The 21,906-nt window shown below is 59.2% G+C and carries 19 protein-coding genes; 7 read left to right on the top strand and 12 right to left on the bottom strand.

The window, feature by feature from the left end:
- Nucleotides 1-118: helix-turn-helix domain-containing protein (locus ACWNRM_RS02320; protein WP_485169326.1), on the bottom strand; the 118-nt coding region annotated here is incomplete at its 3' end.
- Nucleotides 119-256: 138 nt separating this feature from the next.
- On the bottom strand, nt 257-1,054 hold the full coding sequence (locus ACWNRM_RS02315) for a class I SAM-dependent methyltransferase (protein WP_485169294.1): 798 nt from the start codon (nt 1,052-1,054) through the stop codon (nt 257-259).
- A gap of 89 nt (nt 1,055-1,143) precedes the next feature.
- On the opposite strand from ACWNRM_RS02315, the gene ACWNRM_RS02310 reads away from it, so the two are divergent.
- Nucleotides 1,144-1,959: a helix-turn-helix transcriptional regulator gene (locus ACWNRM_RS02310; protein ID WP_485169293.1), complete on the top strand. Its 816-nt coding sequence runs from the start codon at nt 1,144-1,146 to the stop codon at nt 1,957-1,959.
- A gap of 149 nt (nt 1,960-2,108) precedes the next feature.
- Here ACWNRM_RS02310 and ACWNRM_RS02305 read toward each other — a convergent pair whose 3' ends face one another.
- The 3 genes from ACWNRM_RS02305 to ACWNRM_RS02295 form a co-directional block, all read right to left on the bottom strand.
- Nucleotides 2,109-3,248 (bottom strand): purine nucleoside permease, encoded by a 1,140-nt coding sequence (locus tag ACWNRM_RS02305; RefSeq protein WP_485169325.1) that lies wholly within the window; start codon nt 3,246-3,248, stop codon nt 2,109-2,111.
- Complete coding sequence (locus ACWNRM_RS02300; RefSeq protein ID WP_485169292.1) at nt 3,248-4,771, bottom strand: adenosine deaminase family protein; 1,524 nt, start codon at nt 4,769-4,771, stop codon at nt 3,248-3,250. Before ACWNRM_RS02300 ends, ACWNRM_RS02305 begins: the two co-directional genes overlap by 1 nt.
- A gap of 317 nt (nt 4,772-5,088) precedes the next feature.
- Nucleotides 5,089-5,367: an HU family DNA-binding protein gene (locus ACWNRM_RS02295; protein ID WP_023979527.1), complete on the bottom strand. Its 279-nt coding sequence runs from the start codon at nt 5,365-5,367 to the stop codon at nt 5,089-5,091.
- A 189-nt stretch (nt 5,368-5,556) separates the two neighbouring features.
- On the opposite strand from ACWNRM_RS02295, the gene xdhA reads away from it, so the two are divergent.
- From xdhA to ACWNRM_RS02275, 4 genes are all read left to right on the top strand, one after another.
- Nucleotides 5,557-7,014: a xanthine dehydrogenase small subunit gene (gene xdhA / locus ACWNRM_RS02290; protein WP_485169291.1), complete on the top strand. Its 1,458-nt coding sequence runs from the start codon at nt 5,557-5,559 to the stop codon at nt 7,012-7,014.
- Nucleotides 7,015-7,027: 13 nt separating this feature from the next.
- On the top strand, nt 7,028-9,430 hold the full coding sequence (gene xdhB, locus ACWNRM_RS02285; RefSeq protein ID WP_485169324.1) for a xanthine dehydrogenase molybdopterin binding subunit: 2,403 nt from the start codon (nt 7,028-7,030) through the stop codon (nt 9,428-9,430).
- On the top strand, nt 9,391-10,266 hold the full coding sequence (gene xdhC / locus ACWNRM_RS02280) for a xanthine dehydrogenase accessory protein XdhC (protein ID WP_485169323.1): 876 nt from the start codon (nt 9,391-9,393) through the stop codon (nt 10,264-10,266). The genes xdhB and xdhC overlap by 40 nt, the downstream gene beginning before the upstream one ends.
- A 129-nt stretch (nt 10,267-10,395) precedes the next feature.
- On the top strand, nt 10,396-11,064 hold the full coding sequence (locus ACWNRM_RS02275; RefSeq protein ID WP_485169290.1) for an HAD family hydrolase: 669 nt from the start codon (nt 10,396-10,398) through the stop codon (nt 11,062-11,064).
- Nucleotides 11,065-11,167: 103 nt separating this feature from the next.
- Here ACWNRM_RS02275 and ACWNRM_RS02270 read toward each other — a convergent pair whose 3' ends face one another.
- The 4 genes from ACWNRM_RS02270 to ACWNRM_RS02255 all read right to left on the bottom strand — a co-directional run bounded on the left by ACWNRM_RS02270 (nt 11,168) and on the right by ACWNRM_RS02255 (nt 13,848).
- A complete protein-coding gene (locus ACWNRM_RS02270; RefSeq protein WP_485169289.1) occupies nt 11,168-11,365 on the bottom strand; it encodes a hypothetical protein in 198 nt (65 codons plus the stop codon).
- Between the two features lie 5 nt (nt 11,366-11,370).
- Nucleotides 11,371-13,233, bottom strand: a complete 1,863-nt coding sequence (feoB, locus tag ACWNRM_RS02265) for a ferrous iron transporter B (RefSeq protein WP_485169288.1) — start codon at nt 13,231-13,233, stop codon at nt 11,371-11,373.
- Nucleotides 13,234-13,239: 6 nt separating this feature from the next.
- Nucleotides 13,240-13,479, bottom strand: coding sequence for a FeoA family protein (locus ACWNRM_RS02260; protein ID WP_023979534.1), 240 nt, complete (start codon nt 13,477-13,479; stop codon nt 13,240-13,242).
- Between the two features lie 96 nt (nt 13,480-13,575).
- The gene (locus ACWNRM_RS02255) at nt 13,576-13,848 is read right to left on the bottom strand and encodes a helix-hairpin-helix domain-containing protein (RefSeq protein ID WP_485169287.1); all 273 of its coding nucleotides are present in this window, start codon (nt 13,846-13,848) and stop codon (nt 13,576-13,578) included.
- A 252-nt stretch (nt 13,849-14,100) separates the two neighbouring features.
- Here ACWNRM_RS02255 and ACWNRM_RS02250 point away from each other — a divergent pair, with 252 nt between their 5' ends.
- Nucleotides 14,101-15,651, top strand: a complete 1,551-nt coding sequence (locus ACWNRM_RS02250) for an NAD(P)/FAD-dependent oxidoreductase (RefSeq protein WP_485169286.1) — start codon at nt 14,101-14,103, stop codon at nt 15,649-15,651.
- A gap of 150 nt (nt 15,652-15,801) precedes the next feature.
- Nucleotides 15,802-17,502: an adenine deaminase gene (gene ade / locus ACWNRM_RS02245; RefSeq protein WP_485169322.1), complete on the top strand. Its 1,701-nt coding sequence runs from the start codon at nt 15,802-15,804 to the stop codon at nt 17,500-17,502.
- Between the two features lie 49 nt (nt 17,503-17,551).
- On the opposite strand, the gene ACWNRM_RS02240 is transcribed toward ade, so the two are convergent.
- The 3 genes from ACWNRM_RS02240 to gluP all read right to left on the bottom strand — a co-directional run bounded on the left by ACWNRM_RS02240 (nt 17,552) and on the right by gluP (nt 21,642).
- Nucleotides 17,552-18,757 carry a carbohydrate porin gene (locus ACWNRM_RS02240; RefSeq protein ID WP_485172141.1) on the bottom strand — a complete coding sequence of 402 codons (1,206 nt, stop codon included), beginning with the start codon at nt 18,755-18,757 and terminating at the stop codon, nt 17,552-17,554.
- A gap of 484 nt (nt 18,758-19,241) precedes the next feature.
- Complete coding sequence (gene nagA, locus ACWNRM_RS02235) at nt 19,242-20,357, bottom strand: N-acetylglucosamine-6-phosphate deacetylase (RefSeq protein ID WP_485169284.1); 1,116 nt, start codon at nt 20,355-20,357, stop codon at nt 19,242-19,244.
- Nucleotides 20,358-20,361: 4 nt separating this feature from the next.
- Nucleotides 20,362-21,642 carry a glucose/galactose MFS transporter gene (gene gluP, locus ACWNRM_RS02230; protein ID WP_485169283.1) on the bottom strand — a complete coding sequence of 427 codons (1,281 nt, stop codon included), beginning with the start codon at nt 21,640-21,642 and terminating at the stop codon, nt 20,362-20,364.
- Between the last annotated feature and the right edge of the window lie 264 nt (nt 21,643-21,906).

The following is a 21,906-nucleotide window of genomic DNA, read 5'->3' as shown; positions in this document are numbered from 1 at the left end:
GAACCGCACTCGCCGGACTGACGCCAAAGCGCTCGGCAGCCTGCCGGCGGGACAGGCCCTTTGAAACCGCCGCGACAACGCGGGCACGTAGATCCAGAGACAGGGTGCGTGACGACATCCAGCGCCGGCCTCCATCCCGGCCGTCATCTTGAATCAGATCACACACAGATTGGGAATCCCAAATGATTCAATCAGCAAAGAAAACGCTCTAGCGCCTCCATTCAGATTTCTTGTTGCGGGACAATCGCCATGCGGCTCAGGCGTTCGGGCGGTTCCAGACGATAATGGAAATCGGAAAGCTGAAAACAATCCCGCCTTCTGTCTGACGTGGTGCCATGTCCGAACTGTTCTCACCGCTCGCAATCTCCTGCATGAAGAAGGATGCGAGAGCCCCGCAATCTTCTTCGGCAACCTGATCGTTCAGGCGGGATTCCAGACGGTAGCGGCTGGTCTCCACTTGGTGCAGGCCTGCCTCATCACCCAATGCCATGATCTGGCTGAGCGTCAGAGCCGTTGTGTGCGAGGGGTCACGCAGCTTCTCGGCATGATCGTATTGGCTCTGGCAGGCTGGAGCGGGTGTCGCATCGATGACGACAATCCGACCGCCGGGACGACAGACACGGATCATTTCTGTGAGGCAGGCCTGCGGTGTTTCCATGTGATGGAAGCTGTAACGCGTCACCACCAGATCGAATTGTGCGTCCTCAAAAGGCAGCGCCATCGCGTTCCCGGTCTGGAAAGAGGCCTTGACGCCCAGCCGATCGGCACGCGCACTCGCCTGTGCGATCATTGCGGGGGTCAGATCCAACCCGGTCACCTCGGCCCCTGCCTCTGCCAGCGCGCAGCTGACGATGCCGGGCCCACAGGCGACATCCAGCGCCTTCACGGCTGGGCCGGGCGCACAGGCCTTCATGGTCTGGGCCATGCTTTCCGCCTCGGCATGAATGGGGAGGTCAGCGAAAGGGGCCGCCCATCGGGTGAATTGTCGTATGACGGTGGCATTATGCGGGTCAGGGTCGCCGCATGGGGTCGCGGTTGCGGGCAATGAAGACATGATGGTTTCCTCTCCTTGCCTGACAGGATAGGAAGATCGCTTATGGCCGACTAACGCGTTTCGGCCAGAAAGTGACGGGAACCGGCCAGATGAAAATCCTGAGCAGCAAGGAGACGACGGCTGTTCTGGTCGAAGCAGGCCTCGACAGGCCGCAGCAGAAATCCTTTGCCCTGCGGCAATCGGCCGATGCGATTTTCTATGACTGGCATGCGCATCCTTACCACCAGATCATCTGCGCCCGTGCCGGTACCACGCAGATAGAGGGGCCAGACGGGCGCTATCTCCTGCCTGCCGCCCACGCCTTGTGGATTCCAGCCGGGACGCGCCATCGCACCATGATCCGTAATCATGACGGCATGTCCTTCTTTCTTGCGCCGGACGATACGCAGACTGCGGTCGAGGCGATGACGACATTTTCTCTGACATCGATTTTGACCGAGATGATGTTCTACGCACTGCGCTGGCCGGATGGACCACAATCCGCCGATGCGCTTGCGCAGAGCTTCTTTAATACCCTCGCGCTGCTCTGCCACGAGCGGATCAAGGCAGCGCCTGCCGCCGGGCTTGCCTTGCCCATGCCAAGGCACCCACGATTGATACGGGCTATCAATGCGGCATTGCTTGACCCGGCATCGGCCACGATGACCCGGATTTGCGCCTGTGCTGCCATGTCCGAGCGCAGTTTCCGGCGCCATTTTCAGGCTGAAACCGGCATGGGCTGGCAAAGCTGGATGACTCAGGCGCGCCTGTTTCATGCGGCCCTACAGCTGGGGCAGGGACAGCGTGTGACCGATGTTGCAGCAGCGTGCGGCTACGCGTCATTGAGCGCCTTCGCCAAGGCCTTCAGCTTGCGCTTCGGTCTGACTCCTGCACGGTTCAGGGCACATGCGATGCAAGAACGCTAGGCAGGTTTACTTATCGGCGCGGGGGTAATTCCACCCGGTCCCGCTGAAACAAGTTTCCCGCAGGCGTTTCCGAAGGACGACGACCCTCCGGAGGAGCGTGGGGGAAACCCATGGTCACAGCCCCGCCTGAACCCTGACCGGACCGGACTCTAATGTGCCGCGCCCGGTGGCGTGCTCTCGTAGCGGTCCCAGTGCGTGGCGAGGTCGCGTACGACAATGCTGCCAATCTGATAGGCTGCGTTGACCGATGGGATGAAGGCCGAGTAGCCTTTCTCATTGGCTTCGTCCGAGAGAAGCTGCGCGGCCGTCTCGCCCGGTGGGGGCATGTCGAAATTGCTGGCAGTGCGCAGGATGAGCGCGCGTTCAGGATCGACGCGCCCCGCCTTGGCCTGAAGGGCGAGAGCCTGACAGAAGGCCACGTCTTCCTCGGCGGTAGTCGCCATCACACCCTGATTATCGGTCCAGTAGCGCACCCAGCGTTCGGCCCAGCGATTCATGAGCTTGCCCACCCAGAAGGTCTCGCCCGAAATGGTATCACCCAGCATGACAGAAGGCGGCTTTTGCGCTGCGGCATAGCCATGATAGCGGGCGCGGCTCTGCTTCATGCCCTCGCTGTCGGGCAGGGAAACGGAACGGGTCAGATCATAGGCCCAGCGGGTGAGGCCGGGATTGAGGGTGTAGAGCATATCGCCTGAGAGGGAATGCAGGGGAGGGCGTGGTGTCTCGTTGGGGCGACTGCCCTGTACCGGCGTGAAACCGTCAGGCCAGTCCTTGGGAATCTCACGCGGGTCGATCAGATGGGAGAGCCCGCCATTGATGACGCGGGGTGCCCAGACGGCGGAGCCGATCGTACCAAAATTGGGATCGATCCCCGCGATGCCTGCCAGCACGAAATAGCTGTGGTGCAGGTCGAAGCGTGGGTCGAGCAGCAGCGCCGTCATGGCAGAGGCCATATGCTCCGGGCCTTCGCCAGAAGCGATGGCAAGCACCTGCAACTCCGGGTTGTAATGCATGACCTCATGGTCAGTGCCCGGGGCGGGAAGCGTCTGGCTGAGCGGGAATTTCTCGATCCAGTTCTGATATTCGCCCGGTGTGTCGCCCGTGTCCTTGCCGATTTCAAAGGTCGTCACAACCACAACGCGCACAGGGATGGTGGCAGCAGAGGCATGATCCGCGACCGGTGCTGTTGGCCCGGCAGCATGGGCGGGAGCTGCGGTCAGGGCCGCGGGAACACTGCACAGGAGGAGGGAGAGGGCGAGGCGGTGGCGAAGGCCTTTGGGGCGTGTCATCATAGGAAAAGGGGCTCGTGGCTGACGGTGTTTTCGAAGGCTGCGAAGTTCTGCTCAAGCTGAAGCTGAAGGCGCGCCTTGGGGCTTTTCTTCAGGAAATCGGCGCAGGCAAAGCTCTGCGGAGCCTTGCACAGGGTGATGACGTGATCTCCGTCCCACAGGCTGGTGCCGGGTATGAAGGCATAGGTCAGGCTGTTGCGCGAGATGGTCTTGAGGTCGGCATAGGTCAGGGGGGCAGTTGAAAGCGCACTGACATAGGCCTCTGTGAGATTGCTGCGGGACACCCCCTCATCATCGGTCGAGAGCACGACCGGCACATGGGCGCGCCGATACAGCCCCATCGGGTGGGCGGCACCGCTCACCCCGAGGATCTGGTCATTGCTGGTCAGGTTGATTTCCACCGCGACGCGACGCTGGGCCATTTCACCCAGCAGGCGCACAGCGTCTTTTTCCCATGTGATATCCACGCCGTGGCCGATACGGTCTGCGCCAGCGATCTCGACCGCATCACGAATATGGCTCTGCAGCCCGGTGACAGGCACCAGCGCGGGGGTGAGTTCGCCAGCATGAAGACTCAGACGCACATCGGGATAGAGCGCGCCAAGTTTTGCGAACATCTGCATGTGCAGGGCGTAATCAGCCATTGCTACGGCATCATCTTCAGGGGCGACGAAGTTCAGGCCGACAAAGCGCGGGTCTTCATGGGCTAGGGCATAACCCGTATCGAGCTGCGCAAACACCTCGGGAGGGGTCATGGTCCTGATGGCCTGAAACAGATAGCGTACCGTTACAGCACACCCCGGATGGGCCGCAGGCGTATCGCATTGCAGGATGTCGCGCGCCTGATGCTCCATCTCATCCGTCTCATGGCGCGCTTCGGCCACGAGGCGGGGGCGTTCATCATGAAGCGCCTCATGGGCGGCATCGAGGTCGAGGTCGTGCAGGGGATGCTGGTCGCCAGCTTTCACCATGCTGCCCAGTGCGGGTGAGATCATCAGTTCCAGATAGACCACGTGATCGGCCGCAGCCTGATCGCGCGCCTGTGCAAGCATGGCGCCCTGATGGGCCGAAAGCACCGGCGCAAAGCGCCCGAAAGTCGAGAAAAAGTGATCGTGCCTGGAGCGGTCTGCTGGCGTGGGAACGAAATCATGCATCGAAAGAGAATCGATCATGAGCTCGCGCGCGTCCTGTCGGGTGCGAAGCTGGGAAGCGGGCATATCGCCCGGCGTGGCCAGACGGCACTTTGTGGGCAGGATTCGTCCCTGCGCCAGAGAGACGCATAGGCCGTCTTGACCGGCCCAGTCTAGGAAGCTTTCGGCCGGAATAGCACCAGCCAGATGGTTGTGAAGATCGCCCCCCTTGGGAAAGCCGCGCAGAAACACGGTCAGGCGCGCTGGGTCATTACGTAGATGATCGAAAATGCGCGAGGTTGCCTGCGTGTCGGCTGTCTCGGCGCGGGCAGAGGCAGACGAAAAGACGAGCGGAACGGCAAGGGCGAAAGCGGGCAGGATGCGGGGCAACATGCCGCGAAACGTGACGAAACCTTTTGGGTTTTGCAAGCACGCGAACACGCAGGATGTCGCTTTTATCGGCATGACGGCAGCACGAGGTTGAGGGCGTCACCCGTTAAGGCTTCGAAGAAATCGCTTGAAGTCAGGAATGTCTGTGCGGGATCAGTGGATTTGCAGAAGGCTGCACTGGAACTGAACCGGAACAGCACCCGGACAGAAGCCGGGAGGCACCCTGCCTGCTGCACGGGGCAGAAGAGGCAGGAGATGCCTGGGTGCCGGATCGGGCGGCGTCGAGACGCTGCCCATGACATCCGGCACGGTAGAGCGGCTTACTTGCCGGCCAGAGCGTCCTTGACGTTCTTGGCGGGGGAGTAGCTGAGCTTCTTGGAAGCTGCGATCTCGATCGTCTCGCCGGTCTTGGGGTTGCGGCCCTGACGTGCGGCGGTCGAGCGGACCTGGAACTTGCCGAAGCCCGGGATGGACACTTCGTCGCCCTTGGTGGCGGCTTCGATGATGCTGGCCCAGACGGTGTCGAGGGCGGTCTTGGCGTCGGCCTTGGTGCCACCGGTGGCAGCGGCGATGCGGTCGATCAGATCAGTGGACTTCATAGTGATCCTCTTGCGTTTGAAATGGCCGTGGAGCCTTAGGCGCAGTTCGATGAGAGAACAAGGCAGGAAATGCAATATTCCTGATTGTTCTCTGCCGTCGAATCTTACAATCATACAAGAGTTTCCGGAAATGGCGAAGGGGCCGCCCTCGTTCAATCAACCAGTTTCCACCTTTGAGGGGGGTAATCCATGCGTCAGACGATACGCTTCTATCTCGGGGAACGCCTCGTCAGCCTGAGTGATATCGCCCCCGACACAACCTTGCTGGACTGGCTGCGCCATGAGGGGCGTACCGGTACGAAGGAAGGATGCAACGAGGGTGATTGCGGGGCCTGCATGGTGATCGTGGCGCGGCTGCGTCAGGGCAGGCTTGCGGTGAAGGCCGTCAATGCCTGCATTCAGCTGCTGCCCATGCTGGACGGTGCCGCTGTTTTTACAATCGAGGATATCGCGACACCGGGAGCGCTCCACCCCGTGCAGGCGGCTATGGTAGCGCTCAACGGCGCCCAGTGCGGCTTCTGCACACCGGGTTTTGTGATGTCGATGGTGGCCTATCGTCAGGCCGAAGGCGCATCGGATGACGATGCCGCGATCGATGCAGCGCTTTCGGGCAATCTGTGTCGCTGCACGGGTTACGCGCCCATCGTCAAGGCAATGAAACAGGCGCTTCTGGCTCCTCCTGCTGCCTTCGAGCAGAGGGTGGCAGAGATGACTGAGCGCCTCCACGCCTTGGCAGACGGTCAGGATGTGCTGATCGAGCATGAGGGCAGCAGTCTTTTTGTGCCCGCCACGGCGGATTCCCTGGCGCTACGGCTGACCTTGTTCCCGGATACCGTGATCGTGGCCGGGGCGACGGATGTGGGGCTCTGGGTCACCAAAGCCATGCGTCCTCTGCCGCGCGTCGCGTTCATTGGGCAATGCGCGGATCTGATGCGTCTGGAGACGGGCGCCCAAGGCCTTTATATTGGGGCTGCCGTCACCTACGAGGAGGCGCGCGAGGCGCTTTCGCGGATTCTCCCCGATTTCGGCGTGCTGATTGGTCGAATCGGTTCCACACCGATCCGGAACAGTGCGACGCTTTGCGGCAATATTGCCAATGGTTCACCGATTGGCGATGGCCCACCTGCGTTGATTGCCGCCGGGGCAATCCTGCATCTGCGTTGCGGCCATGAGAGACGGGATATGCCGCTTGAGGCGTTCTTTCTGGCCTATGGCAAGCAGGACCGCCGAACGGGCGAGTTTGTTGAGGGTGTGAGCGTACCAGCACCGCTGCCGGGAACATTCTATCGCAGCTACAAGATCTCCAAACGCTTCGATCAGGATATCTCTGCGGTTCTGGGCGCCTTTGCGTTGCGCTGCGACGCAAAGGGGCGTGTAATCGATGTGCGACTGGCTTTTGGTGGCATGGCAGCCACGCCATGCCGCGCCCATTACGCCGAAAAGGCCCTGATAGGTGCCCTGTGGAACGAGGACGCTCTGGAGGCTGCCCGCGAGGCCCTGTCGCTGGATTTCAAACCGCTAAGCGATATGCGGGCTAGTGCCTGGTATCGCCAGACGGTCGCTGCCAATCTTCTGACGCGGTTTTTCGAAGAGAGCCGGGGCGAGACCATGCGTCTCGCCAAGGCCGGGAGCCTGGCCCATGTCTGATGTTCAGGGTCTCATGGACACGCCAATCGCCGGGTCAGGCAAACACTCTGCCGCCGAAGGCGCAGGCCCGGGTTCGATGAAGCACGAAAGCGCCATTCTGCATGTGACCGGGCAGGCGCAGTATATCGACGACCTCCCCGAGCCCAAGGGGCTGCTGCATGTCGTGGCGGGGCTGAGCGAAAAGGCCCATGCCCGTCTTGTGTCGGTCGATCTGTCAGCGGTGCGGGATTATCCGGGTGTGGTGCGCGTCATAACGGCGGCAGACATACCGGGAGAGAACCAGACCAGCCCGGTTCACGCCAATGACGAGCCCTTGCTGGCGGTGGATCTGGTTCAGCATGTCGGTCAGCCTGTCTTTGCCGTGGTGGCGACCGATCGTGCCATTGCACGCCGTGCCGTGCGTCTGGCGCGTATCGACTATGATGAACTGCCAGCACTGCTCGATATCGACGCTGCGCTGGCCAATGGGAGCCCGCTGGTCTGGCGCCCGCTGACGATGGAGCGCGGCGCCGTTGGTCCCGCTCTGGAAAGCGCACCAGGCAGGCTGAGTGGCTGCGTGACGATTGGCGGGCAGGAGCATTTCTATCTCGAGGGGCAGGTGGCTCTGGCCCAGCCGGGTGAGGCTGGCGAGATGCGGGTCTGGTCCTCCACCCAGCACCCCTCTGAGACACAGCATCTCGTGGCAAGCGTTCTGGGTCGCCCTCACCATCTGGTCACAACTGAAATCCGCCGCATGGGGGGCGGGTTTGGTGGCAAGGAGTCCCAAGCCAATGGATGCGCCTGCCTGGCTGCGCTTGCGGCAGAGCTGACCGGCCAGGCGGCCAAGATGCGCCTTGATCGTGATGACGACATGATGATCACGGGCAAGCGTCACGATTTTCAGGTGCGTTACGATGTCGGCTTTACCAGCCAGGGCGATATTCTCGCCGTGGATATGGAGCTGGCGGCCCGCTGTGGCTGGTCGGCAGACCTCTCGGGGCCGGTGACGGACCGCGCCCTGTTTCACGCTGATAACGCCTATTATTACCCCGATGTGCGTTTCCGCTCACAGGCGCTCAAGACGAACACACAGTCCAATACGGCGTTTCGCGGGTTTGGCGGCCCGCAGGGGATCGTGGCTGCCGAGCGTGTGATTGAGGAAATTGCGTTTGCCACCGGGCAGGACCCGCTCGATATCCGTCTGCGCAATGTCTATGGCACTGGTGAGCGCAATCTGACGCCCTATCACATGGTCGTTGAGGACTCGATCAGCGATCTGGTCATGACGCAGCTGGCAGAGCGCTGCGATTATCGCCATCGCAAGGCGGCCCTCAGAGCGTTCAATGCAACCAGCCGCACGTTGCGCAAGGGGATCGCCCTCGTTCCGGTGAAGTTCGGCATTTCATTTACGGCAACGCATTACAATCAGGCGGGTGCTCTGGTTCATGTCTATACCGACGGGTCGGTGCAGGTGAATCACGGTGGGACCGAAATGGGGCAGGGTCTGCACACCAAGATGGTGCAGATCGTCATGCAGGAATTTGCTCTACCTGCTGACTCAGTGCGCATCACCGCCACGACGACCGGCAAGGTGCCCAACACGTCTGCCACGGCGGCATCATCTGGCGCAGATCTGAACGGTATGGCGGTGCTCGATGCTGTAAGCCAGATCAAGGGCCGCATGATCGCTTTTGCTGCTGAAAAATGGCAGGTTGCGCCCGAGGCGATTTCTTTTACGCCCGAGGGTGTCAGCATCGGGGACGAGTGTGTCAGCTTTCGTGATCTGGTGTGGCAGGTCTATTTTGCCCGTATCTCGCTGTCAGCCAGCGGGTTTTACAAGACGCCCAAAATCTCCTGGGATGCCGCAACGGGGCGTGGGCGCCCATTCTACTATTTCGCCTATGGTGCGGCCTGCGCTGAAGTCACGCTTGACCTGCTGACAGGTGAGAACACGATAGAGCGTGTGGATATTCTTCATGACGCGGGGCAATCTCTCAATCCGGCCATTGATATCGGTCAGATCGAGGGGGCGTTTGTTCAGGGAGCGGGATGGCTCACCACGGAAGAACTGGTCTGGGACGAGAAGGGCCGCCTGCGCACCCATGCGCCAAGCACCTATAAAATTCCAGCCTGCTCGGATCGACCGCATATCTTCAACGTGATGCTGCTGGAAGATGCCCCCAACCGTGAGGAGACGATCTACCGCTCGAAGGCCGTGGGCGAGCCTCCTCTGGTCCATGGCGTTGCGGTTTTGCATGCGCTGTCCGATGCGATTGCCAGCCTGGGCGATTACCGGCACTGTCCGGGGCTGGATGCACCCGCGACACCCGAGCGGCTGTTGCGCACCATCATGGCCATGACGTCATCTGTCGCCCAATCGTCCGCTATCCGGCCGTCATCTGCTGCCGTGGACGCCCCGACGGGAGAGAGCGTCTGATCGACCTTGACCTGATCCGGCGCTGGCAACGCGAGGCGGTTGCCGTGCTCCGGATCCTCGTGGCCGACGCTGCGGGCTCGACCCCGCGTGAGGCCGGGGCATTCATGTTGGTGTCCCACAACGCCCAGACAGGCACAATCGGTGGTGGAACTCTGGAATGGGAATGTCTGGCCCAGGCGCGCCGGATTCTGAGCGGTGCCACCCTTGCGCAGGAACACCGCTATCGTCTCGGGCCCGAGGCCGATCAGTGCTGTGGCGGGGCCGTGACGATACGCTACGAACCGATTTTCGATCTCGATCATGAATTGTCCTGCCTTGAGGCAGAGCAGGCTTCATGGCCGGTGGTGAGCCTGTTTGGCGCAGGGCATGTTGGCCGCGCCTTGGCCCATGCGCTTTCCCCCCTGCCTCTGGCCTTGCGCTGGATTGATTCGCGAGTGGATGAATTCGGGCGCGTGCCCGACGGTGTGACAATGAGCGTGACGCAGGATTGGGAGGCCGAACTTGCCCTGCTGCGCTCCGGTGATGGTGTGGTGATCATGACACCCAGCCATACGCTGGATGCGCTTATCACGGCTGCCGCCCTTGATCGTGGCGATCTGGCCTATGTCGGCCTGATTGGCTCGCGCACCAAGCGGCGGCGGTTCGAGGCCGGATTTCGTGCGCTGGGGATGGCACAGCACAGGATTGATGCGCTGGTCTGCCCTATCGGGCATCACGACGGTCCGTACAGGATCCGTGACAAGCGTCCTTCGGTCATCGCTGCCCTCGTTGCGGCGGAACTGGTCGTCAAACTCGTTCACGGCGACCGGACTGGCGATAGGTGTGGTTGGTCATAAGCAGCCGAATGGCGGGAAGCTATACATTGCCAGACCACAGACCCGACGAGCTGTGATCGGCCATCTGGCAACATCTGCGCGGCCTGGCCCGTTGAACCCACATCAGTAACTGTACCGAAGGAGACATTCATGACTGGCCCTGGCCCCATACGCGGCGTGTTATTCGATATGGACGGGCTTTTGCTCGATAGTGAAACCCTGTCTCTCGATGCCTTTACCCTCGGCGCGCGTGATCTGGGCTATCAGATGGATCATGAATTTGCGCGCCAGATGATCGGCCTGCCCGGTGATGCCTGTGCCCAGCTGGTGATTGACAGCTTTGGCCCTGATATCGATCTGGCTGCATTGTTCAGGAGGCAGAATATCCGTCTGCATGAACTGGTTCAGGCGGGTAAGCTTGTGCTGAAAAAGGGCGTGCTTCCGCTGCTGGAAATGCTCGATGCCCGCCAGCTGCCTCGCGCCATTGCCACATCCTCAGGGCGTGAGCGTACCGAGACGCATCTGCGCCATGTAGGGATCTATGACCGGTTTGATGCCATCATCACGCGTGACGATGTGACGCGCGGCAAGCCTGACCCGGAGCCCTATCTGCGCGCTGCTAAGGCGATCGAGGTCGAGCCCGCCTATTGTCTGGCGCTCGAGGATTCCCACAATGGCGCCCGCGCGGCCCATGCCGCCGGGATAAGGGTCATTGTTGTGCCTGACCTGATGGCCCCGAATGAGGAGATCACGGAGAAGGCCCATGCCATCATGAATGATCTTCTTGAGGTATGCGACTTCATCGATCGCGCAGGCTGATTCTCCGTAGTTGAGGGGGCGGGCGAGGGATGCTTGCCTGCCCCTTGGCTGCCGTATTCGATTGAAGCTCGTCAGGGGGAGCGCATTGCGCCCTCAGCCGCCTCTAGTGACAGCCACCGCCCTTGCAGCCGGAGCACCCGCTGCAGGACTTGCCTTCCTTGGGTGCCGGGGCACCAGCCGCGTGAGGGACATGCAGGCCGAGCACGCTTTTGACGCGGCGTGCATGCGCAGGAAAGAGCCGGTTCAGCCAGAAAACTACGGCGACCACGATAACGGCGATGACGATGAGAGTCTGGATCATGGGCCTTATCCGCTAAGGGCGACAGTCATATGATAGGTAAGAAACGACGCGAGATAAGCAAGGCCGAAAAGATAGGCCGCTGCGCCGGCGACGACTTTCCATGAGCGCGTCTCACGCCGCATGACAGCAAGGGTGGAGATGCATTGCGGAGCATAGACATACCATGCCAGCAGCGAAAATGCCGTGGCCATGCTCCAATGGGCACTGAGTAACGGCAGCAGGGCACTTGCTGCACTGTCTTCATTGGCACCCAGCGCATAGACGGTTGCCAGCGCACTCACCGCGACCTCGCGCGCAGCAAGGCCGGGTATGAGTGAGACGCAGATTTGCCAGTTGAAACCGAGCGGGGCGAAAATCGGCAGCATCCAGTGCCCGATATGGCCAGCGAGGCTGTAATCGATGGCGGCCCCGGTGGCATTGGCGGGCGGGGAGGGGAAGCTTGAGAGCGCCCAGAGAAGCACGTTCAGGGAGACAATGATCGTGCCCACGCGGGAGAGGAACATCACCGCGCGCTGCCACAGGCCCAAGGCCACGCTTTTCAGATTAGGCGTGCGATAGGGGGGCAATTCGAGCATCAGCGGATGCTCATCGGACGCCACACCGCGTGTCATGAGGCGCGCGGCAACAATGCCGCTGAGAATGGCCACGAGGTAGAGCGCAAACAGCACGAGGCCCTGAAGGCCGAGAAAGCCAAGAACCGTGCGATGCGGTACGAAAGCGCCGATAAGAAGTGTATAGACCGGCAGGCGCGCTGAACAGGTCATGAGAGGCGCGATCAGGATCGTCACCAGACGGTCGCGCGGGTTCTGTATCGTACGCGCCGCCATGATGCCCGGAATGGCACAGGCGAAGCTGGAAAGCAGCGGAATGAAAGAGCGTCCACTCAACCCGGCCAAAGCCATCACGCGGTCGAGCAGGAAAGCGGCTCTTGGCAGATAGCCCGTCTCTTCCAGGGTCAGAATCCAGAGAAACAGGATCAGGATCTGGGGAAGAAAGACGATGACGGTTCCTGCCCCGGCGAAAATGCCATCCGCCAGAAGGCTGCGCAAAAGCCCGGGTGGCAGAGGGGAGACCACCATCTGACCCAGTGAGGCGATGCCGGATCCCAGAGCATCCATGAGCGGCTGTGCCCAGGCAAAGACCGTCTGGAACATGAAAAACAGCACGACCAGCAGAATGATAGGCCCCCAGACGGGGTGGAGGAACCAGCGGTCGAGCCTGTCAGCCAGCCGGTCGCCACGCAAAGTCCCTTCATTGGTATAGCGGGCGATAAGCTCGCCCGCCCGGGCATGCAGGTCGATCTCTTTGCCGAGTGTGGGTGGGGTCAGGGTCGCTGTCTGATCCAGCGCTGCAAGAAGGTGGCTCACCCCGCTCTTTCGCAAGCTGATGGTCGGGATAATGGGCAGATCGAGCGCTGTCGCGAGGCCCGGTACGTCGATTTTCAGCCCGAGGCGCTCGGCCTCATCCATCATGTTGAGCACGACCAACATGGGGCGGCCCAGCTGCATGAGTTCGAGCAGAAAGCGCAGATGCAGCCGCAGATTGCTGGCTGAGACGACGCAGATGATCAGATCAGGCTGTTTTTCGGAAGGGTGGCGACCCATGCAGACATCACGCGTGACATCCTCATCCGGGCTGGTGGCGCTCAGGCTGTAGGCGCCCGGCAGATCGAGCAGGCGTACTGACCGGCCATTGGGCGTCGTGAGATACCCTTCCTTGCGCTCGACCGTGACCCCCGCGTAATTCGCGACCTTTTGTTTGCTGCCGGTCAGCTGGTTGAACAGCGAGGTCTTGCCGCAATTGGGATTGCCGACGAGGGCGGCACGCAACGGGATGGTCTCCGTTACGGTCGAGGTCACGGCATCCATCAGGGATCAGTGGTCGCGCTTGAGCGAGACGCGTGCAGCTTCGCCACGACGCAGGGCGAAACAGGTGGAACCAAGACGAACGGCAATGGGGTCATGGCCGACCGGGCCGGTCGCGACGATCTCGACAGGTGCGCCCGGAATGAAGCCAAGCTCCCCAAGGCGCAGGGCGATCGGGTCATTTTCCGTGCGGGAAACGACCTGACTGATCACCGCGTGAGCGCCTTTGGGAAGGGAGTCGAGAGTCATGGGTCAATACACCTGTAGTCTGGGGCGAGACGCCCTGAGAACGCTTCTCAATTGCCTAGATAGTCCTTCATGTTTTCTTAGGGAAGGGGGAAGGGGTTAAATCCTTTGGTGCGAACGTGGTATCGGCCCCGTTCGGGCAATGACGTGACCCGCGGTGTCGATGGCTCTGATGAGTGCCGCACGGGCCTGCGGGCTGTTTCGCCAGCAAGTGCTACTAAGCTGGCGGGCTATGGCCTGACAAAGATCGTCTGGTGAAGCATGAGCGAGGGCTGAAAAAGACGTTATGCCGGCTGCCTCAATGCGCTTGATGACGGTCGGGCCGATGCCTTTTATTGCAAGAAGTGTAATTATTTCCTCGGCAGAAAACATTATTTTTCACTTTCTATATTATTTACTTTTAATAAAACAAAACATATTTATAATTTGCAAATAAAATTTGCATCAGGGTTGTTGCGTCGGGCTGTCGTTCCTCGCAGAGATGCGTGTTTTTCCGGTTCTCACGATATCAAGCGCAAACCGAGTTGATTATACAGGAATTCGGGACTAATTCTTCTGTCCGAACAAATTTGCTGATTAGCGGCGAAATATAAAGTCACAATCATTCTGTATTGAGTGCGCATCTTGTCTGAAGATAACTCACTGCCCGTTCATGACGTTCTGATCATTGGAGCTGGTCTTGCTAGTCTGACCCTGGCGAAGCAACTCCTTGACAGGCAACCCACGCTCGACATCTGTATTGTTCACAATCGCCGGTTTCCTTACCCTGAGAGGGTGCATAAGGTAGGTGAATCGACGGTCGAGATCGGGGCTTACTATCTGTCCAGAATCATCGGCTGCAAAGAGCATCTGGAAGAGTGCCATCTTCGTAAGATGGGGCAGCGATTCATACAGACCCAGGGCCTGCGAGGTGATGCCCCCTATCGTGAACTCGGCCTGACATTTTATCCCCACCATAGCACTTTCCAGATCGACAGAGGTCGACTGGAGAATTACCTGCGTGGCGTGCTTGGTGGACGTATCACCATGATGGAAAACTGTCGGGTGCTCGATATGGTCATCGGGGATGGGCGAAATATCGTCTCGTTACGCGATCATGAAGGCAACGTAGCCAGCCGCAAGGCGCGCTGGGTTGTTGATGCCTCAGGCCGCGGTCGCGTGCTGATGCGGCAGTTCCATCTACAGAGAAAGTCGCACGTCGATCATTCAGCGGTATGGTTTCGCGTTGGCGGAAACGTTGACATCAATGAATTTATCAACTCTGCGGACGGTACCGGGCTATTCGCAGGTGTTACTGAGCGCGGTCGCAGCACAACCCACCTGTTGGGGCAGGGATATTGGGTGTGGATCATCCCTATCAATGAACAGACGACCAGTATTGGAATCGTGTTTGATAACGCAATTCACAAGCTGTCGGACATGAGCTCCTATCCGCTGGCTGCCAACTGGTTGCGCCAGAATGAGCCGCGCCTGATGGATTACCTCGAGCACAAGTCGTTCAAGACGCTCGATTTCATGATGATGCGTAACTATTCGTATCTTTCCACTCAGTATATCTCAAAGGATGGTTGGGCGCTGACTGGAGAAGCAGCCGGTTTCGTTGATCCGATGTATTCAAATGGAACAGATCTGATCGCGCTCGCCAATACACTGATTACGGATGCCATTATCAGACCTGATGGTATGGACCTGATTGACCGCATAAATGGCTTGCTGGAAGAGGTCTATAACGGCTTCGACGACACACATCGTGACTCGGGCGGGAGATTGGGCATATGGAGTCACATATTTATCAAGGCAAATTGGGATTCCTGTTTCTATTTCATGTTCATGTGCGTTCTATTCATGAATGACAAGTTTGCGGATATTTCCTTTGTTGAGAGAATACATGAGACGATAGCGGCTTTCTACAAGGTTCATCATCAAGTCTTGTCATACCTTCGCAGTGCTGATCGACATGACGACTATCATTTGCCGGATTTCATCGAGCTGGCTGGTTCTCTCCAGGACTACGCGAATGGATCGATTTTCATGGATGACAAATCGGATGATGCTGTTGAAGCTCGCCTGAAGGAAAATCTTGCCATTATGCACAGGCTGGCTGCTGCGATCATTGAGACCAAGACTTTCGATACGTGTTTTTTCAACCCTGAACGCGCATTGAGGACGGCCTGACATCATTCTCGCGGGTCATGCGTTTTGTAGCCGACGTCTTGCTGAGGGCACGAGGTCTTTGCTTGCGAACCGGTTTCATATCTGCCGATAACCTATATGATGGGTTCGAGATGAAAGGCGCAACCTTGCGTCCGGCAGGAGAGGCTGATGATGCGAGACGAAATCGAACGGCGTGTGAAACAGGGTGCAGGGGTTGAGCCAGCCGATCTCGTCATACGCAATGTCAGGCTGTTCGATCTGGTTACGGGCGACTTGCTGCCGACCGACATTGCGATTTGCGGCGACCGCGTCGTGGGTATTCTCGATACCTATGAAGGGGTGCAAGAGATCGATGGGCAGGGACGCATTGCCGTTCCGGGTTTCATCGATACGCATCTGCACGTTGAATCGTCGCTGATTACGCCATTCGAGTTTGATCGCTGTGTGCTGCCCTATGGCGTGACAACGGCAATCTGCGATCCACACGAAATGGCGAATGTGCTGGGCGGCGAGGCCTTCGCGTATTTTCTCGAATGTGCCACCCGCACGGTGATGGATCTGCGCGTCAATCTGTCGAGCTGCGTGCCAGCCACACCGTTCGAAACCTCGGGGGCAGTTCTCGATGCTGAGGCCCTTTCGCGCTACCGGTCCCATCCCAAGGTGATCGGGCTCGCCGAATTCATGAATTTCCCGGGCGTGCTTTCATGCCAGCCCGATTGCATCGACAAGCTCGTGGCTTTTGCGGGTGAGCATATCGATGGTCATGCGCCTCTTTTGCGTGGGCGCAAGCTCAACGGCTATCTGTCTGCGGGTATTCTGACGGACCATGAGGCCACGCTGGCCGATGAGGCACTCGAGAAGATCCGCAAGGGTATTACCATCCTCATCCGCGAGGGGTCGGTCTGCAAGGATCTGGCGGCGCTGGCGCCGTTGCTGACGCCAGAGACTTCACAGTTCTTTGCTTTCTGCACCGATGACCGCAATCCCCTCGAAATTGCGCATGAAGGCCATATCGACTTCCTGATACGCAAGGCCATTGCGCTTGGCGTCGCCCCGCTCGCGGCCTACCGTGCGGCGTCCCTTTCGGCGGCGCGTGCTTTCGGCTTGCGCGATCGCGGGCAGATTGCTCCGGGACAGCGTGCCGATATCGTTCTGCTTGATGACCTCGAAACCTGTCAGGTCGCGCAGGTCTTTTCGGCGGGGCGTCTGGTTGACGAGGCGTTGTTTGCAGCGCGTGAGACAATCGACCCGCAGGGATATGGCACGATGCGCCTCGCCGCGCCGATTACTGCCGAAGATCTGGTTATCGCGGCACCGGGGGAAAACCGGCCTGTCATCGGTATCGTGCCGGGGCAGATCATAACGGACTACCTGCGTTTCGATCTGCCCGTGCAGGGTGGGGCGGTTCAGCCAGACCCGGCACGTGATATCGCGAAGATCTGTGTCATCGCGCGGCATGGCAAGAATGACAATATCGGCCGCGGTTTCGTCAAAGGCTTTGGCCTGAGCACCGGGGCGCTCGCCTCATCGGTGGGGCATGACAGCCATAATCTTTGCGTCGTCGGGATGAATGACAGCGATATGGCGCTGGCTGTCGCGCGACTGGCCGAGCTTGGCGGTGGCTTCGTGGCTGTCAGGGAGGGTCATGTCGTGGCCGAATTGTCCCTGCCATTGGCTGGGCTCATGAGCGACAGACCCTTCGAGGTCGTGCGGGCAGATCTGGAAAAACTGCGTGCGGCAGTCGGCGCCATGGGGGGCACGCTGGAGGAGCCTTTCCTGCAACTGGCGTTCCTGCCGCTGCCGGTCATTCCGCATCTCAAGATCACAGATCTCGGGATGATCGATGTGGATACCATGTCACTGGTATCCTGAACGATGGACAAACAAGGCTGCGCCGGCATGTACCGACGCAGCGCCTTGCTCAGAAGTTGGTGGTGAACTGGCCGCCAATCACAGCGGCGTCGTTGAAGGTGGTTGTGGCACCGGGATGCTGCAGATACTGGAAGTCAAACTGCAGCGCCGTGGCCCGTGCCAGATGCACGCTGTAGAAAGCTTCCCAGACCTGCTCCCAGTTCTGCACGCCGTAAACGTTGCCCCACTGGTTGGACACGAAAGGCAGCCCCAGAGCGACCGAGGATTCCTGCTGCAAGCGCACCGAGCGGCTCATGTTCATGTGCTGGAACATGACACCGATCTGGTCAAGCGGACGATGCCATGGTGTGCCGCTTTGCAAAAGGCCAATCCATTCATGGTCACGCATGGCCACCACATTGCCCTGGGCGTAACCAACGCCGCCGATAACGATCAGACCATCCGCAAGACCCTTGCCACTGCGCATGAGCATCTGATCGAACATGAACCAGCTGGACCACATGCCCGATTGCTGGCGAGCGCCTAGGCCGCTGGCCTGATAGGAGCCGCCGTAACGATCCTCATAGAGATGGGGGTAGCGTGAGTTGTCGTAATAAAACCCGACCTTGTAGTGACCGAGCAGCTTGTCCTTGCCGAAAGCGGGATCCCAGCCTGCCTCGAATTGCGAGCTGAGCTTGCCAAGACCATCCTGGGCGAGGGCCCAGCCTGACACGCCGCCATTGAAGGCGTGCGGGCTGACGGCAAACAGCCCTCCCATGAGATAGGTGCGTTCTGTCGGGCGCACACGCAGCACGGCGCCGATATTGGCTGAGGGCCAGTCGCGTCCGCCCGGCGCATATTTGCCAGGCGCGAAATTGCCGCACACGCTGACATTCATGAAGTTACAGGCAAGTGCATCAAAGTCGAAGAACGTACCGGTAGGGATCACACCGGCGGAAAGAATGACCCGGTCATGCAGGAAGGTCTTGTCAGCATACATTGAGACCAGATGGGCGACGACATTGCCGCGTGCGCCATATATCTGCTCAGGGTTGGAAACATAATCGCCCAGCGAATAGCTCAAGTTGCGGCCGTGACCGTTCACGACCAGCATATGGGTCCAGAATCCCTTGAACCCTGTCAGCTTCTGCCAGTCAATGTCGAGTTCGGCTGCAACCTGACCGGCAAAGACATTATCACGCGTGCGACCACCCGTGAGATTGCCCATATATTCTTCGTTGAGCGCCACATTGAGGAAGATGCCGCGCTTTTGCATCCAGCTTTGCGCCCCGCCCCAGTCACCCAGAAGATGCGGATTGCCATAGAGGGAAGGAACAAGGGGGCCGATGGGTACAGCACCCTGACCAGCAATGGGAAAGCCTATCGCAACGTAGTCGTCACTCTCGAGTGTCTTGGCCGTCTGCGTCTGGGCGTGAACCCGTGTTGCTGAGGCCGCACCGCAGACAAGAGTAAGTGACAGGGCGACGGACGCACGCCATCGTCGGGAGCGTCGCCTGTCATGCGGGGAGACGGGTGGAGCTTTCAAGGGGCCAGATGGGGTATGCAGTGTCAAATCTGATCTTCTCATTGCTCTGACTGGTCTGGGTTGGCCACTGCTGTCCTGAAGCAGTGTTATCGCACATGGCATTAACAGAAAGACATGTTCGGGCAACACCAAGAAAAAATACAATATTTCGTGTGATGTTGTTACAAACCAGTGAGATGATTGTTTTATTTCGCACGCGAATGCCTTGCGCACGTCAAGCCGCGTAGGTTTTCTCGCCGCCTACCCAGATCTCACGGACAGCGAACTGTTCATCCATCACAACCATATCGGCCAGTTTGCCGCATTCGAGTGCGCCACGGTCGTCAAGGCCGAGATAGCGCGCCGGATTGGCGCTCACCAGAGCGCTTGCCTCGGGTAGTGATGCTCCATAGGCAATGGCATTGCGCAACGCCTGGTCGAGGGTCAGCAAGCTGCCTGCCAGTGACCCATTCGGCAGACGTACCACGCCGTCCCTGATCACCACGTCCTGACCACCCAGTGAACTCGGGCCGTCGGGCTGACCGGCACCGCGCATGGCATCAGTGACGAAAACCAGACGGTCCCGCATCACGCGCCTGGCGAGGCTGAAATTGGCAGGATGCACGTGATGTGTGTCAAAAATCATCTCTGCATAGCTCGCGTCATGACACATCAGCGCCGTCACAGGCCCCGGGTTACGGCCCTCGACGGGCGACATGGCATTGAACAGATGTGTTCCGCCGCCAATCCCCCCCGTGGTACAGATGCGGCAAAGGGCAGCCTCGGTTGTCTCGTAATCTGCTGTGGTATGCCCCAGGCTCACACGGACACCAGCCGCGGCAAAACGATCGATGGCGTCGTTGGCATGATCTATTTCCGGCGCAAGCGTGACCACACGCACACATCCAACCGAGAGGACATCGTCAAGCCTGTCCGGCGTAGGCGCAAGGGTGAAGGGCGGTTGAGCCCCGAGCTTGTGAGGGCTGACAAAAGGGCCCTCAAGATGGACGCCGTGGATGCGTGGTCCATCAGGATCGGGATCGCGCATGACGTTGGCTACATCGTGCAACGCACGCATGACGTCGCTCCAGGGGCGCGTGATGGTGGTGGGCAGGATCGTGGTCGTGCCATGCTCCATATGGAACCGCACCAGCTGTCTGACGGCATCGGGGCCATCCATTGTGTCAGCCCCACCGCCGCCATGGACATGCCCGTCAATGAACCCGGGAAGGATATAGCGGTCCGACGTTGCGGCCTCGGCGTCAACAGATCTGATCAGATGATCGAAGGTGATCGTGCCGGACATGATGCGATCTGGAAGGACGATCTGTCCGGAAAGCCTGGTACCCACGATCTTATTCTCCCTTCAAGAGTCCGACACGGCCGTAGCGCTTGGCGTAACCGAGAATGATGAGATAGGCCGGAATGACAATCATGGCGAACATGCCCTGAAAGCCGAATACCGGTTTGAGCCATACGTAGAACTGAGGCACGATCGCCCCGCCGCTATAGGACATGACCATGATGGCCGATGCCATTGCCGTGAGGTGGCCTGCGCCTCGTATCGCGATAGGGAACAAGGTGGGCATGATCATGGCATTGGCCACGCCCAGCAAGGCCACGCAGTAAACGGAGGCATAACCTTGGGTGAATACGGCCAGAAGGGTGAGCACGCATCCTGCAAGACATGAGAGCTGCACATAGACTTCCTGTCGGATGAAGCGCGGGACGATAACGAAGCCCATAATATAGCCGATCAGCATCCCTGTCAGGGTCAGGGCTGTGAAGAACTTGGTTTCATCCAGAGGCAGGCCAAAGCTCTGGCCGTAAGTGCCGATTGCATCCCCTGCCATGACTTCTATGCCGACATAAAGAAACATCGCGATGAAACCAAAGACCAGATGCGGCTTGAAGAAGTGCTCGTTCGCGCCGTTACCGGAGCGGATCGGCGGAGCTTCGAGATTGGGGAGCGGGGCAAAGGCGACAACCACGGCAATGAGGACCAGAATACCCGCCATACCCAGATAGGGCAGGTAAAGCGCCTGAACGAAATTATTCAGCAGGGCTTCACGTATTGCAGGTTCCGTTGCGGATTGCGCTTTTTCTGCAACTGCTCCGATATTGCGCATGACCAGCAGCCCAAGAACGACCGGAGCAAGAATGCCAGCCGTCTTGTTGCAAATGCCCATGATCGAGATGCGCTGCGCCGCACGGTCGGCTGGGCCAAGCAAACTCACGAGAGGGTTGATGACGACCTGCATGAGCGAGATGCCGGCGCCAAGAATCAGCAGTCCTGTCAGCGCGCCGGGATAGATACGCCAGGCGACGAACTGGCCAAAGACGGCAACGCCAAGTGCGGAGACGAGCACTGAGAGTGTGAGGCCTGCCTTCAGACCAAGGCGCTGGGCAATCAGCGACGTCGGGATAGAAAACAGGAAGAAGGAAAAATAAAACGCGAGCGGAATGAAAAAGCTGCTGAATTCGCTAAGCGAAAAGGCAACGCGGACAAAGGAGATAAGCGGGCCGTTTAGCCAGGTAACAAACCCCATGGCGAAGAAGATAAGCGCTGCGATGGCAAGCGCACTGTAGCCATAGGGGCCGACCAACCTGTTATCATGCGGGGAGAGCTCGGACATTTTGCTTGAAATTCCTCACCTGAACGAGGGATATTTATTTTACAAACTGAACTATGTGGATTATAGGTAACATGCAGGTTTCTTGCCAGCACCATTTACAGGTTTCGCTTTCACAATAATCGGAAACGAGCATTGAGGCTGTGTCAGGCTTGGGCAAAGCCCCACGGGGGCAGTCGAATGAGACCCTCGGTGCTGGCGCCAGGCAGGTTTATGTTGGGTAGATTTTGCGATTTTCCAGGAGGTCCATTTCAACCGCACATGACG

The organism is Asaia sp. A2, from assembly GCF_057319415.1.
Note: the sequence above shows the minus strand (reverse complement) of the source record. Positions and strands in the feature narration are given on the sequence as shown.

Coding starts and splice junctions, on each gene's coding strand:
- ACWNRM_RS02315 (WP_485169294.1), bottom strand. CDS start 1,054: ATGTCTTCATTGCCCGCAACCGCGACCCCATGCGGCGACCCTGACCCG.
- ACWNRM_RS02310 (WP_485169293.1), top strand. CDS start 1,144: ATGAAAATCCTGAGCAGCAAGGAGACGACGGCTGTTCTGGTCGAAGCA.
- ACWNRM_RS02305 (WP_485169325.1), bottom strand. CDS start 3,248: ATGACACGCCCCAAAGGCCTTCGCCACCGCCTCGCCCTCTCCCTCCTC.
- ACWNRM_RS02300 (WP_485169292.1), bottom strand. CDS start 4,771: ATGTTGCCCCGCATCCTGCCCGCTTTCGCCCTTGCCGTTCCGCTCGTC.
- ACWNRM_RS02295 (WP_023979527.1), bottom strand. CDS start 5,367: ATGAAGTCCACTGATCTGATCGACCGCATCGCCGCTGCCACCGGTGGC.
- xdhA (WP_485169291.1), top strand. CDS start 5,557: ATGCGTCAGACGATACGCTTCTATCTCGGGGAACGCCTCGTCAGCCTG.
- xdhB (WP_485169324.1), top strand. CDS start 7,028: ATGGACACGCCAATCGCCGGGTCAGGCAAACACTCTGCCGCCGAAGGC.
- ACWNRM_RS02275 (WP_485169290.1), top strand. CDS start 10,396: ATGACTGGCCCTGGCCCCATACGCGGCGTGTTATTCGATATGGACGGG.
- ACWNRM_RS02270 (WP_485169289.1), bottom strand. CDS start 11,365: ATGATCCAGACTCTCATCGTCATCGCCGTTATCGTGGTCGCCGTAGTT.
- feoB (WP_485169288.1), bottom strand. CDS start 13,233: ATGGATGCCGTGACCTCGACCGTAACGGAGACCATCCCGTTGCGTGCC.
- ACWNRM_RS02260 (WP_023979534.1), bottom strand. CDS start 13,479: ATGACTCTCGACTCCCTTCCCAAAGGCGCTCACGCGGTGATCAGTCAG.
- ACWNRM_RS02255 (WP_485169287.1), bottom strand. CDS start 13,848: ATGTTTTCTGCCGAGGAAATAATTACACTTCTTGCAATAAAAGGCATC.
- ade (WP_485169322.1), top strand. CDS start 15,802: ATGCGAGACGAAATCGAACGGCGTGTGAAACAGGGTGCAGGGGTTGAG.
- ACWNRM_RS02240 (WP_485172141.1), bottom strand. CDS start 18,757: ATGCAAAAGCGCGGCATCTTCCTCAATGTGGCGCTCAACGAAGAATAT.
- gluP (WP_485169283.1), bottom strand. CDS start 21,642: ATGTCCGAGCTCTCCCCGCATGATAACAGGTTGGTCGGCCCCTATGGC.